Raw genomic sequence first — 12,753 nt, forward strand, 5'->3', positions numbered from 1 at the left:
GATTCCTTAAAAACCACTATAGATTTGCTATACTTTCACTAGCTACTATTCAAGGAGGAATTTTCATGACAAAATTATTTAGCCCTTATACTATACGTAACGTAGAATTTAAAAATCGGATTGCAATGGCACCAATGTGCATGTACTCTTCACATAATCAAGATGGAAAAGTGGAGGATTGGCATAAAACTCACTATGCAACACGTGCAGTCGGCCAAGTCGGTCTCATTATCATAGAAGCAACAGCTGTTCAAGCGCAAGGGAGAATTTCGAGTGAAGATTTGGGAATCTGGTCGGATGATCACGTCGAAGGATTAACAGAAATCGTGCGTTTGATGAAGCAACACGGGTCTCGTACGGGTATCCAACTGGCACATGCGGGAAGAAAAGCGACAGTGGAAGGAACGATTTATGCTCCAAGTCCCATCGCGTTCAATGAAGAATATAAGACACCGGCAGAGATGACAATTGCGGATATTGAAGAAACGATTGAAGCATTCAAACAAGGCGCAATCCGTTCCAAGGAAGCTGGTTTTGATGTCATTGAAATCCACGGTGCTCATGGTTATTTACTTAATGAATTCTTAACACCATTATGTAATCATCGAGAAGATGAGTATGGTGGATCAGCAGAAAATCGTTACCGTTTACTCGGGCAAGTGATTGATGCCATACGATCCGTTTGGGAAGGTCCGTTATTTGTCAGAATCTCAGCCGAAGATTATCAAGAGGGTGGCATGGATGCTTCACAATATGCAGAAATGGCTCGCTGGATGAAAGAGCAAGGTGTCGATTTGGTTGATGTGAGCACAGGCGGTGTAGTACCTGCAGCAATTCATCCATTCCCAGGGTATCAAGTGCCTCATGCGGATATAATTCGTCAGCAAGCGAATATTGCAACAGGTGCAGTAGGATTGATAACATCGGCGCTGCAAGCAGAAGAAATACTCCAAAATGATCGTGCGGATATCGTATTGCTTGCTCGCGAATTATTACGTGATCCGTATTGGGCGTATACAGCGGCTAAAGAACTTGGTGTCGAAATTGAATCACCTGTTCAATATAAGCGCGGATGGACGTTCTAATCACTTTGTAGTTTATGTTTTATCATCAAAGAAAATTAACTCTGCACGAATCTCTTCCTCGATATGTAAGATAGCGAATGAATAATGTGGGAGTTTCCGCTTATCTGTCGGGGAACCAGGATTTAGCAGCAAAGTTTTATTGATGTAACGAAGCATCGGAATGTGGGAGTGACCGAAGATAATAACGTCTAGTGGCACTCCTTCAAATGCTTCAATTGCACGTTTTTCTGTAGTCTTTTTATCTCCATGACCATGTACCAAGCCGATTTTAACGTGTCCTACTTGAATCACTTGTTGCAATGGAAACTGTTCTCTAATATCCTCTTCATCTACATTTCCTGAAACTCCTTTTACTTCTGCGAATTCAGAAAGCATCTGCACAACTTCGATGGATTTCCAATCACCTGTATGTACGATCAAATCAGCCGTAGAGCATTCTTTAAGTAACCGTGAAGGCAGAACCTTTCCTCTGCCAGGAATATGTGTATCACCTGTAATGACAATTTTCATGATGAACCTCCTTGATTTGTAATTGCTTATAACATTTCCGTAATCGCTGCATAGCAAACAAAGAATCGGACATACTGTTGCTATAACGGGAGGCGATCTATATGGAAGACTATACATTTACAGATGCCGTACTGGCAGATTACAAAACCGGTATGGGCGCAATGAGCGAACAATTGCCGAAGTTAATGAAATCATTCCATGCATTTACGGAAGTCAGTTTTGAAGAAGGAGATATCAGTCAAAAATATAAGCAGCTCATTGCACTTGCAGTTAGTGTGTACGCTCATAGTGAATACTGCATTATTTTCCATACAAAAGCCTGTATGGATGCAGGTTGTACAGTTTCAGAAGTGCTGGAATCGGTGGGAGTAGCAGCCGCACTTGGCGGAGGAAGTGCTTTGAGCCAAGCAGTCACGTTGGTTATGCAAACGATCGATGAATTACAGGAAAATCCGAAACCTATACAATAAAAGAACGCCTTGTCGAATGAAATCGATGAGGTGTTCTCTTTGTATAAAATCGTAGTGTGTTCTAGGTCCCCATCGTATTCCGTATCTTGTATAAGTTGCTCTCGAGGAGTGTAAATAGTAAGTGAGAACCATTTATTCCATATATTACATTCCGTTAAGGTGAGGGTAACGCATATACAGCATAGTTAGTTAGAGGGGGAATATAAAACATTGATTCAAACATCAAACCCGTTATTGAAAAAGGAAGACTTTACAGAACGTAATGATTTACCAGAATGGCTACTTAGAGAATATCAGACGTTCCATGCTATTGTGACGGACAAAACGTTTCCATGCTATTTTGGAATGGCTGGTGAAAATAAAGGTGAGTTGCGCTATGCCTATGTTTCTCAAAAGGACTGGTCAAACTTACCTCAAGCGTTGTCAGCATTTTTAAAGCTATTCGAAAATCCTAAGCATAAACGTCATGGATTATTTGTCTTTGTTGAGCCTTTTGAAGAAGAAGGTTCAATAGAAGAATACCGTCAGCAGTTTTGGGATATTCTGCAGTATGTGCATATAGAAGATCCGAAAGAATGGCCAGCTGAAGCACCACGTGACCCTGATCACTACCTATGGGACTTCCATTTCCAAGGCGAGCCGATTTTTGCTTTTGGCAATGCGCCTGCTTATAAACAGAGGAAGACGCGTGATCTAGGCAATGCAATGGTCATCGGTTTTCAGCCACGTAAGATTTTTAAAGGTCTAACAGGCACAGAAAAGGGTGGGATCAACTCGCGTGAAAAGGTTCGTGAGCGTGTAGAGGTATGGGATGATCTTCCGAAGCATCCGGACATTAGCCACTTCGGAGATCCAACGCATAATGAATGGAAACAGTCCTTCATTGGCGACGATTGCGTGCCACTAACAGGGAAGTGCCCATTTACGCATAAAGATATGTAAAAACAGACTGTCTCTGTAGTCGTGAACTCACGATTGCAGGGGCTTTTTTAAAAATGGTTTAGTTCAAGTTAGAGTGCGTAGGAATAGTGAGTGAATTTGTGAGTAAAAGCGAAGCGTTAGGAGCACATCTTTGCACTAACTAACCATCGCAACACATTCTGTCTCAAGCAAGAGGGTTTTAAGAATAATCAACAGGGAACACTAAAGGAAACGAGTAAAGTGAGGGGTTTCTATGAAAAAACAAACGGCAGACGTAGAAGAACTCCTGTCATTTGCTGACGGGGCTAGCCAAACAGGAACATCATGGATCAATCAAACAGACTATGTTGGAGAAGAAGACATCATGTCAGACGAGGACCTAGCAGGCAGAGAACCTCTGCAACAACTTCGAATAATCGCAGAAACAGAAGGGCAAACAAAGTATTTTGAATCGCTTTTCTATACAGGCGCGGAACTAGAAGAGTTAATGAGTGAACTCGAACCGCTCTTCGAAAAATTCCCTAAAAAAGTGCTAAGTTCAGATGAAATGGATCAAAAAGCACAAAATACTATCAAATAAGAAATGAGGATCTTCAGCCAATATCGGCAAGAAGATCCTCATTTTTTACTCCAAGTACTGTAATATTTCTTCAATCGCAAGTTCGCCAGCGGTTTCCCAGCGACTCTTATCACGGATTTCTGCATCTTTATCTAATGGCGTTTGGAACTGATTGAATGAACCACTTATCAAAGAACTATCATCGTGTTCTAGTCCCAAGTTGACCACATGTTTGATCACATATGGTTTTTTGAACTTGATCGAAGTATTAAAATCATCCAATTCACCGTCATGTGCTTCGAACGGAACACGTAAATAAATCGTTTCGCCACCTTCTCTATGAAGAATGGAATCAAAACTACCTTTGTCATAATCCCAGCCACCGCCAAAATGATAACCGTGCTGATCTACTTTATCCCGTAAAGTCCCAAAGCACGCTAGTTTGCCTTCGATTGACGTATTTAATTCCAGCATGAAATCACTCCTTTTTATAAGCATTCCTTACTAGCAATTATTTATACATCGCATAAAAAAAACACGGAAATGTTTTTAATTCCGACAACCGGGGTAAAAGTATCAACACGACGATGAAACGAATTTTACAAATAACTAACTAAAATACTAGGAGGAGATTTAAATGGGTAAGAATAGATATATTGGAATGTACTTTAATGAAACAGAATTGATGAACCGCGTGGACGAGCTGAAAAGAGAAGGATGGCCTGAAGATGATATTTATGTAGTTGTGAAGAATGAAGATCAGTTAACTATGGTGAGAAGTCGTACAGATGCAGAAATTAAATCAGCCGACGATTCATGGTGGGATCGTTTCATGGGATTCGTATCCGGAGAAGATCATGTACGTCGTATGGTAGATAGCCTAGAGTTCGGTACAGAAGATACAGTGAAGTATTATCAGGAAATTGAACAAGGCGGCATGTTGCTCTATGTTGATTCCGGCGAAGCAAACCGTCACTATATGGACAACACAGACTTCTACGGTAGAGATGGAAAAAGTACAGATGTGAATCTTGGAGCGAACGGTTTAAGCGTAACAGACCAAGAATTGAACGGCGGAGATCCTGCTTTCAGATTAAGCCAGACACTTCCTGATCAAACACTTAATCATCAAAATCATGAAGTAGACCCTGCAATTCATACGAATGAACATGCTTTATCCGGTGAGAACACAGAAGAAGAGAGTTTACGTTTGCATGAAGAACGTCTTCAAGTAGATAAGCATGAAACACAGCGTGGAGAGATTCGTGTTGAAAAAGAAGTAGTAGAAGAACCTAGATCAGTAGATGTCAGTGTTTCACATGACGAAGTAACGATTGAACGCAGACCTGTTGTAGATGGTGAAATAGGTCATGAAAGCCAATACGTTAACGATGCGACAGCATTTAGAGAAGATGATGAAACGATCCGTATTCCGATTACTGAGGAACGCGTAGAAGTAACGAAGAAACCAGTTGTCACGGAAGAGATTATTCTTAAGAAGCGAGAAGTTGTAGAAAATGAAACAATCCATGAAACTGTGAAACGTGAAGAAGTACACTTCGAAAAAGAAGGCGAAGTAGATATTCAAGGTGACCAGTTGGACAAAGACCGTTTCTAAAATAGATGGATAGCAAACGCCTTGTCATTCCCTTTCTGCATAATGTAAGATAGAAGTAATAGCCAGGAAGGGGAGATGACATGTTTAAGCAACCAGGTATTGCCGCCGTGCTAAGTTTTTTCTGGACTGGCGTTGGTCAAATCTATAATGGACAAATTCTAAAAGGGATTTTTCTTATTATCCTACAAGGAATCAACGGTTTACTTATGTTTGTAGGCATCGGTTTCATTACGTATCCAATTGTATGGATTTGGGGAATGTTCGATGCATATAAGACTGCTGAACGTATGAACTACAATCAAAATCACTATAATCAACGATAAAAAATGTCCTCGCCGTTAGTGGCGGGGACGTTTTTGTTTACTTATTTAATTTCCAAGTAGAGTAATTAAGCGTCAATGCGAACATGACCCATCCAATATAAGGAACCATCAAAGCGCCTGCTGTACGGTCGATCTTATTGAATTCATAAGCCGTCATGGCGATTGCACCTAACATAATCGTCATCTCTACCAAAGCTGTGCCTCGTAAATTCCATTTAAAGAACAGGAAAGACCACAGGAAGTTCAGTCCCAATTGAATATCATATAATGGCTCGGCAACTTCCTTCAGCTGCGTTTGTTGCTTCATTTCTACGCGGTAGTTCGCTACCCCCATCATCGTATAGAGTGCGGTCCAAGCAATCGGAAAAGCGGCACCGGGAGGAGAGAATGAAGGTTTCTCCAACTTTGCATACTGCTCCTGTGTATTGCGGTTTGCAAAGTATCCAATGAGTGAGCCACCCACTACGGGAATCAACACATTGCGCGTAAGTTTCTTCCAATCTAGTTGCCCTTGTACTTTAAGTAATTCCAAAATAAAACCTCCTTTTCAGAAAGTTTTCCCCTTTCATTACTTACTAAACCGTTATTACATATTCGCTGAATACATCACTTCGCCTGCAACTATAGTTTTCGCTACTTTCACTTCAGTAATACGATCAACAGCCACGGTGAAAATATCTTCTTTCAGTACAGTGAAATCCGCGTCAAATCCAATCGAAAGAAGTCCACGAGAATCAGCTTTATCTATTGTAGCTGCAGCGCCTGAAGTAAATAATTGTACTGCTTCAAAACGAGTAAGTTTTTCATCAGGTAAATAACCTTCGTGCTGTTCAATCGGCAATCTTCTTGTGATGGCTGCATGTATGCCTAGTAAAGGATTGGGGTCTTCAATAGGTGCGTCTGATCCTCCGCCGCAAATAAACCCTTTGGCGAGAAGTTTTTTCCAAGCATATGCCCATTCTAGACGATCCATGCCAAGTCGATCTCCAATCCACGGGAAGTCGGAAGGAACGAAAGCAGGCTGTATATCCAAAACGATTGGAAGCTTTTGCATTCTCTCTACTAAATCATCACGTAACAAGATGACATGTATAAATCGATCTTTTTTACCTACAGGTGCGGGATACTTTTCAATGACATCCAATGCCTTTTCAACTGCCAAGTCCCCAATCATATGTATCGCAACAGCTTCTCCGTAATGTCGTGCCATTTTAACGTGGTTCTCTAGCTCTTCATCGGTTAGGACGGCTGTACCGACATTATCCGGTTGATCGGCATACGGTTCACTCAACAGCGCAGTACTGCCACCAAAAGCACCGTCAATAAAGAACTTCATCTCACCCGGTTCGATCCATGGTGCATTATAGAAAGCTTGATCATCCATTAACTCTGCAAACACGCTAAAGTGACGCAGTAAGTGAGCACGGAATTTACGATCACCACCGAGTACGGTATTAAAAGCTTTTAAAGGTGTTTGATACTGTCCGTAATATCCTAGGTCATCCGTTACAACACCTGTCAAACCAACAGATAGTAAGTGATCCACGGAAGTTTCCAACGCTTTCGTTACATAGTCCACTGTAGGATTCGGCAATAACTGGAGTACCCGTTGCATCGCGCCTTCCTTTAGCAATCCAGTGGGCTCACCATTTTCATCTCGTTCAATAACGCCATCATCAGGATCGGGTGTGTTTTTGGTGATACCAGCTAGTTCAAGCGCCTTGGAGTTCACAATAGCTGCGTGCCAACAAGTACGTTTCAATAGCATAGGTGAATTCGTTACAGCATCTAACTCATAGCGAGTAAAAATCTTCTTATCAGGAAAAACATTTTCATCCCAGCCTTCTCCGATGAACCATTCATTCTCAGGCAATCCTTTATAGGCATTCAAAAGTCGCTCCATCATATCTTCTGAAGAAGTCGTATCGGATAGATCAAGGCGTAACAACTTCTCACCTTGCCCAATAATGTGCATATGGTTATCGATAAATCCCGGATAAACAAATGCACCGTTCAAATCTATTTGTTTGTCGGCTTGACCTTTCAGTTCATCATAGGAACCAGTTGCTATGATTTTTCCGTCTTTCGTTAGTAAAGCATCTATTGTATGTCCTTCATTTTGCATCGTATAAAAGAGTGCATTAAACCAAATTGTTGTCATATAGAAATCTCCTTTTCTTTCTATAGTAAACCGATTAGGATGAATGAACAATAGAACTGATTTTAACTAGTTTATGCAATTAAAAAACGGCTGTACATACAGCCGTTTACTTTAGTTCATATTCTATTATCGTGCTACTAACTTAATACATCTTCATATATCGTTCGAGTTCCCAAGGGTGTACCGTAATACGATAGCTCTCCCATTCTTGAAGCTTAGCCTCACTAAAGTTCGCGTAGATATGGGAACCCAGTGCATCTTGAATAATTGGATCTTCAGATAACGCAATGAGCGCATGATCGAGATCGGTAGGCAATGTGTCGATGCCATGTTCTTTAAGCTCTTCAGACTTCATTTCATAAATGTTGCGATCAACAGGAGCTGGTGGAGTAAGTTTTCGCTTAATACCATCGAGTCCTGCTTTTAAAATAACGGCTAACGCTAAGTAGGGGTTAGCGGACGAATCAACAGAACGGACTTCCACACGTGTGCTCATTCCACGTGATGCAGGGATACGTATTAAAGGGCTGCGGTTTTGTGCAGACCAGGCAACATAGCAAGGCGCTTCGTAGCCAGGAACTAAGCGTTTATAAGAGTTAACAGTCGGATTTGTAATAGCAGTGAAACCGCGGACATGATCTAGAACACCAGACATGAACTGATAAGCCGTTTCACTTAATTTACGCTCGCCTCCTTCATCAAAAAAGACATTTTCTCCATCTTTAAATAGGGAAACATTACAATGCATTCCAGAACCGCTAACACCGTATAAAGGCTTAGGCATGAACGTAGCGTGTAGACCATGTTTACGTGCTATCGTTTTGACAACCAGTTTAAAGGTTTGTATATTATCACAAGCTGTTAATACATCTGCATATTTAAAATCAATTTCATGTTGTCCTGGTGCTGCTTCATGATGGGAAGCTTCCACTTCAAATCCTAATTCCTCAAGTTCTAACACAATATCACGTCGGCAGTTTTCACCTAAGTCCATGGGTGCCAAATCAAAATAGTCACCATGATCATTGAGCTCCATCGTTGGTTGTTTATTAGCATCCAATTTGAAAAGGAAAAATTCAGGTTCGGGTCCTAGATTGAAATCAGTGAAGCCGAGTTCTTTCATTTCTGCTATAATTCGCTTTAAATTCCCACGGGGGTCTCCAGAAAAGGGCTCGCCGTTCGCTAAATGGACGTCGCAAATTAAGCGGGCTACACGACCCGTACCAGAGGGCCATGGGAATACCATCCATGTATCTAAGTCAGGTACTAGATACATATCAGATTCTTCAATCCGTACAAAACCTTCGATAGAAGACCCGTCAAACATCATTTTATTATCCAGAGCCTTTTCAAGCTGGCTGATTGGAATCTCTACATTCTTAATCATGCCAAAAATATCAGTAAACTGAAGACGGATGAAATTCACATTCTTTTCTTTCACGAATCGATAAACGTCTTCTCTTGTAATGCTTCCCATCTGGCCACACTCCTTATGATTGTTTGAAACGAATCTTCTTCGTAACATTTTTCTATAATAATGCGCAGGGAGACAGATTACAAGAGTTATTAACTAGATTTTGAAATAAATATAAGACTTAAGTTCTTGTTTTAGACAAAAAAACAAGCCCTCAATTTGAGAACTTGTAAATAAATACTATTTTCCTAATATAGAATATGGATAATTGCACCTATAACTAATAAATGGAAAACCTGGTCGACTAAAATCGTCAGCCAGTTTCCTTCTGGTTTATGGACTCCCATAATGATTCTGACCCACCATAAGACAAAAGTACGTTTGTCCAAAAAAACATGACTGACAAAGATTATGGCTATAGCTAAATAGCTTAAGGAGAACCCGCCAACGACCATGGCCGCCACCAATGAAAGTGTGTAAAGTACACAATGCGTTAATAAAGGAATCCACTTATTCGCTTTATTCATGGCCATCCAAGTGTTCTGCAATAAATAATCTCCGACTAGATGACCAAGTAGTAAGTAAGTAAATAGATTCATTTGGTGGACTTCCAATACTAAATATGAAACGAAGTAACTATGTTTTATGTCTATATCATGATAATATTAACATATATAGGGGAAAGATAAATCAATTATTTTTCTAAAGGGGGCAGTGAATTTGCCAGCTTCATCCAATGCATTTACGAATAATAAAATAAATGGATCAAATTCAGATCGCTTATTAGCGGTCATTTTTGAATATATGACAAAAATATCAGTTGAAACGGATATAAAAAAGATGGTTATGAATCTAGCGGATTTAGGCAAAGAACTTGTAGCAGCAGATCGTTGTTCTGTTTGGTTACATGAAGCCAATGAAAAAATACTATGGACTGTCGGCGGTCATGGCGTTAAAACAATTAGTATCCCAGACGATAGTGGATTTGTTGGCCATTGTGTGAAGACTGGGGAAGCACTCATAATTGAAGATGCATACTCAGATCATCGATTTAATCGTACAGTTGATTTAGAAACAGGATATCATACGACTTCTATTCTCTGTATTCCTTTTCATAACGCGGAAGGGGAAATTATTGGTGCGTTTCAAGCCATCAATAAACAAACAGAAACACAAATTTTTTCCAACGAAGACTTAGAAGTGTTAAAGATTGCTTCGAATTTCACAGGAAAATCACTAGAAGCCTTCATCTTGCGAAACGAATTAGTCGAAACGCAAAAAGAAATTATTGTTCGCATGGGGGAAATTGGAGAAAGTCGTTCGCAGGAAACAGGCTTTCATGTGAAGAGGGTAGCCAAATATTCATATTTATTGGCTTGTCTTTCAGGAATTTCGGAAACGGAAGCATTAAAATTTAAATACGCTTCCCCGATGCATGATATTGGGAAAGTCGCAATTCCTGACAGTATTTTATTGAAACCTGGGAAATTAACCGAACAAGAATTTGAAATGATGAAACAGCATACGACAATTGGTCATAATGTTTTCAAGAAGTCAAAGCGTGAATTACTGAAAATCGCTGCAATTATTGCGAATGAACATCATGAACGATGGGATGGCAAAGGCTATCCTGCTGGTAAACAAGCGGATGACATTCATATATATGGTCGTATTACTGCGGTGGCAGATGTATTTGATGCATTGGGAAGTGACCGAGTGTACAAAAAGGCCTGGCCACTTGAAAAAATTATCGCGTATATGAAAGAAGAACGGTATAAACAATTTGATGGGCGACTCGTTGATATATTCTTAGAGAATTTAGATCAATTCATCGCCATACGTGATGAATTTGTAGATGGAAGTGAAGAGTTACTATGAGAAAAACTATGCATTTTCGTGATGAGCAAGTAGTGGATTTGTCGCCTAGCGTGGTATGGGAGTTGTTAGCTAACACAAATGAGTTAAATAAGTATGCAGGTATGTTTCCAGTTAACTTCAATCAGTTTATTGAAGAAGATCAACAACTCATTCGTTATGCAGATGCCTCTGTTTTTAATATGATACCGTTGAAATGGAAAGAATACGTTTTTGAATGGGTTAGATATTCACACTACTCGGTAGAGCGTAAATATATAAAAGGGCCTTTTGATACCGTTTTTTGGAGTATTCGACTCGAGCCGTTACCTGAAGAGAAGACGAAAATCATTTTACATGGAGATTTCGTTTGTCGAAATATTCTCGGTCCAATAGCACTGGGAGCCATAGTCTATCCGCAACTGCGAAATATGATTACGTACGCTATGGAGTTTGAAAAATATAAAGGGAAAGAAAAGCCACTTGGGAAAATGAAGATTGATCTTGAATCTACACGCTTAGATCATGCGATTTCATTATTAAGAGACTCGTTTTCTACTAAAGAAATGATTGATGCATTGGAAAAAACAATTCGCAACGGTTCGGATGAAATGGTGACCGAAATGCAACCATATCATTGGGCGAGAATTCATCATTTTGACCGTTTTGCATCAGTTGAGCTGTTTTTATTAGCAAATGCGGCGGGGCTGCTGGATTATGACTGGAGTCTAATGTGCCCGAATTGCCGTGTGCCCAAAGGAAAAGCTGCTGCGTTAAAGCAAATGACAAACACGGTTCACTGTGAATTATGTGGTGTCGATTATGAATTGGACTTTGATCGCTATGTCGAAATGAAATTCCATGTGAATGCAGCTATTCGAAAAGTTGATCATACGAGTTATTGTATTAATGGTCCTATAAAAACACCTCATGTACTGGGTCAATTCAGAATTTCTCCCCATACCAATAAAACAATCCGTTGGCCGGAATTTGATGAAAAACTTAGATGTCGGGTATTGAAATATAATGACAGTTTAGAGATAACAGGCGGAATGTCTGAATCCGCGGACATTACCTATACATCAGAAGGATTTATTCAAGAATCAGTTTCCTATGCAAAGCAATTTACAATTCAGAATGAAACCGATAAAGAAATTGTAGTCGTCTTCGAAAAACGGAACTGGAATGATGATGCACTAACTGCACGGGAAGCTACTTCTCTTCAGTTGTTCCGTGATTTACTTGGAACAGAAGTATTGGCCCCAGGTCTTCAAATTGGCGTTGGACATATGTCTATTCTATTCACCGACTTAAAGGACTCTACTAAGCTATATGAACAGATTGGAGATGCAAAAGCTTACTCTGATGTTCAAAAGCATTTTGAATACTTGATGAAGTGTATAAGGGAACACAAAGGAACGATCGTCAAAACTATAGGGGATTCAGTAATGGGCGCATTTACGAATGAATTCGACTCGTTTAAGGCAGCGTTCGCTATACAACAAGGCATACACAATTTAAATGAAAAGTTATCACAGCCAGTCCAAATCAAAGTTGGTTTCCATACAGGCTCTGTTATTGCAGTAAACGCGAATGATTTATTGGATTACTTTGGAGGTACTGTTAATAAAGCAGCTCGCATTCAAGACAAGAGCAAAGGTGGCGATTTACTCATTCATCATGATGTATATGAAAGGCTAATTAATGAGCGACCTGAAATTGCTGAACTGAAAAGTGAATTCTTTACAGCAAAACTAAATGGCTTTGAAGAAGAAATACAGCTTGTGCGATTTATTATAGACGGAAAGACACCAGACGTGCTTAGTGCGTAAGGTGTC

The 12,753-nt window shown here is 40.1% G+C and carries 14 protein-coding genes; 8 read left to right on the forward strand and 6 right to left on the reverse strand.

The annotated features are described in order from the left end of the window. The first annotated feature begins 65 nt into the window (after positions 1–65). Positions 66–1,085, forward strand: a complete 1,020-nt coding sequence (gene namA / locus CSV69_RS10875) for an NADPH dehydrogenase NamA (RefSeq protein ID WP_085427123.1) — start codon at positions 66–68, stop codon at positions 1,083–1,085. Positions 1,086–1,097: 12 nt separating this feature from the next. On the opposite strand, the gene CSV69_RS10880 is transcribed toward namA, so the two are convergent. Further along, on the reverse strand, positions 1,098–1,595 hold the full coding sequence (locus CSV69_RS10880; RefSeq protein ID WP_099693416.1) for a metallophosphoesterase family protein: 498 nt from the start codon (positions 1,593–1,595) through the stop codon (positions 1,098–1,100). A gap of 101 nt (positions 1,596–1,696) precedes the next feature. Here CSV69_RS10880 and CSV69_RS10885 point away from each other — a divergent pair, with 101 nt between their 5' ends. The 3 genes from CSV69_RS10885 to CSV69_RS10895 all read left to right on the forward strand — a co-directional run bounded on the left by CSV69_RS10885 (position 1,697) and on the right by CSV69_RS10895 (position 3,566). After that, entirely contained in the window at positions 1,697–2,065 is a 369-nt protein-coding gene (locus CSV69_RS10885) for a carboxymuconolactone decarboxylase family protein (RefSeq protein WP_085427121.1), read from the forward strand. Positions 2,066–2,275: 210 nt separating this feature from the next. Then, the gene (locus tag CSV69_RS10890) at positions 2,276–3,007 is read left to right on the forward strand and encodes a YqcI/YcgG family protein (protein ID WP_099693417.1); all 732 of its coding nucleotides are present in this window, start codon (positions 2,276–2,278) and stop codon (positions 3,005–3,007) included. A gap of 232 nt (positions 3,008–3,239) precedes the next feature. Further along, on the forward strand, positions 3,240–3,566 hold the full coding sequence (locus CSV69_RS10895) for a hypothetical protein (RefSeq protein ID WP_085427119.1): 327 nt from the start codon (positions 3,240–3,242) through the stop codon (positions 3,564–3,566). 45 nt (positions 3,567–3,611) lie between these two features. On the opposite strand, the gene CSV69_RS10900 is transcribed toward CSV69_RS10895, so the two are convergent. Beyond that, a complete protein-coding gene (locus CSV69_RS10900; RefSeq protein ID WP_085427118.1) occupies positions 3,612–4,019 on the reverse strand; it encodes a YugN family protein in 408 nt (135 codons plus the stop codon). A gap of 163 nt (positions 4,020–4,182) precedes the next feature. Here CSV69_RS10900 and CSV69_RS10905 point away from each other — a divergent pair, with 163 nt between their 5' ends. Together CSV69_RS10905 and CSV69_RS10910 are read left to right on the forward strand one after the other, a co-directional pair. Next, positions 4,183–5,163, forward strand: a complete 981-nt coding sequence (locus CSV69_RS10905) for a YsnF/AvaK domain-containing protein (protein WP_085427117.1) — start codon at positions 4,183–4,185, stop codon at positions 5,161–5,163. A gap of 80 nt (positions 5,164–5,243) precedes the next feature. Further along, positions 5,244–5,486, forward strand: a complete 243-nt coding sequence (locus tag CSV69_RS10910; protein ID WP_099693418.1) for a hypothetical protein — start codon at positions 5,244–5,246, stop codon at positions 5,484–5,486. Positions 5,487–5,523: 37 nt separating this feature from the next. Here the strand turns inward: CSV69_RS10910 and CSV69_RS10915 are convergent, their stop codons facing one another. The 4 genes from CSV69_RS10915 to CSV69_RS10930 all read right to left on the reverse strand — a co-directional run bounded on the left by CSV69_RS10915 (position 5,524) and on the right by CSV69_RS10930 (position 9,660). Continuing rightward, the gene (locus tag CSV69_RS10915) at positions 5,524–6,018 is read right to left on the reverse strand and encodes a TspO/MBR family protein (protein WP_099693419.1); all 495 of its coding nucleotides are present in this window, start codon (positions 6,016–6,018) and stop codon (positions 5,524–5,526) included. 54 nt (positions 6,019–6,072) lie between these two features. Beyond that, positions 6,073–7,647: an amidohydrolase gene (locus tag CSV69_RS10920; RefSeq protein ID WP_085427114.1), complete on the reverse strand. Its 1,575-nt coding sequence runs from the start codon at positions 7,645–7,647 to the stop codon at positions 6,073–6,075. A 142-nt stretch (positions 7,648–7,789) separates the two neighbouring features. Continuing rightward, entirely contained in the window at positions 7,790–9,124 is a 1,335-nt protein-coding gene (glnA, locus tag CSV69_RS10925) for a type I glutamate--ammonia ligase (protein ID WP_085427113.1), read from the reverse strand. 185 nt (positions 9,125–9,309) lie between these two features. Then, positions 9,310–9,660, reverse strand: coding sequence for a DUF3307 domain-containing protein (locus CSV69_RS10930; RefSeq protein WP_099693420.1), 351 nt, complete (start codon positions 9,658–9,660; stop codon positions 9,310–9,312). 121 nt (positions 9,661–9,781) lie between these two features. Here CSV69_RS10930 and CSV69_RS10935 point away from each other — a divergent pair, with 121 nt between their 5' ends. Continuing rightward, entirely contained in the window at positions 9,782–10,939 is a 1,158-nt protein-coding gene (locus CSV69_RS10935; protein ID WP_233192374.1) for an HD domain-containing phosphohydrolase, read from the forward strand. Then, entirely contained in the window at positions 10,936–12,747 is a 1,812-nt protein-coding gene (locus CSV69_RS10940) for an adenylate/guanylate cyclase domain-containing protein (RefSeq protein WP_099693421.1), read from the forward strand. Before CSV69_RS10935 ends, CSV69_RS10940 begins: the two co-directional genes overlap by 4 nt. Positions 12,748–12,753 lie beyond the last annotated feature (6 nt).

The sequence above is a fragment of the Sporosarcina sp. P26b genome (genome assembly GCF_002743245.1).
In the GTDB taxonomy this organism is placed as follows: Bacteria; Bacillota; Bacilli; order Bacillales_A; family Planococcaceae; genus Sporosarcina; species Sporosarcina ureae_C.

Bases quoted from the DNA above. Each gene is read 5' to 3' on its own strand.
- namA (WP_085427123.1), top strand. From the start codon at position 66: ATGACAAAATTATTTAGCCCTTATACTATACGTAACGTAGAATTTAAA.
- CSV69_RS10880 (WP_099693416.1), bottom strand. From the start codon at position 1,595: ATGAAAATTGTCATTACAGGTGATACACATATTCCTGGCAGAGGAAAG.
- CSV69_RS10885 (WP_085427121.1), top strand. From the start codon at position 1,697: ATGGAAGACTATACATTTACAGATGCCGTACTGGCAGATTACAAAACC.
- CSV69_RS10895 (WP_085427119.1), top strand. From the start codon at position 3,240: ATGAAAAAACAAACGGCAGACGTAGAAGAACTCCTGTCATTTGCTGAC.
- CSV69_RS10900 (WP_085427118.1), bottom strand. From the start codon at position 4,019: ATGCTGGAATTAAATACGTCAATCGAAGGCAAACTAGCGTGCTTTGGG.
- CSV69_RS10905 (WP_085427117.1), top strand. From the start codon at position 4,183: ATGGGTAAGAATAGATATATTGGAATGTACTTTAATGAAACAGAATTG.
- CSV69_RS10910 (WP_099693418.1), top strand. From the start codon at position 5,244: ATGTTTAAGCAACCAGGTATTGCCGCCGTGCTAAGTTTTTTCTGGACT.
- CSV69_RS10920 (WP_085427114.1), bottom strand. From the start codon at position 7,647: ATGACAACAATTTGGTTTAATGCACTCTTTTATACGATGCAAAATGAA.
- glnA (WP_085427113.1), bottom strand. From the start codon at position 9,124: ATGGGAAGCATTACAAGAGAAGACGTTTATCGATTCGTGAAAGAAAAG.
- CSV69_RS10930 (WP_099693420.1), bottom strand. From the start codon at position 9,660: ATGAATCTATTTACTTACTTACTACTTGGTCATCTAGTCGGAGATTAT.
- CSV69_RS10940 (WP_099693421.1), top strand. From the start codon at position 10,936: ATGAGAAAAACTATGCATTTTCGTGATGAGCAAGTAGTGGATTTGTCG.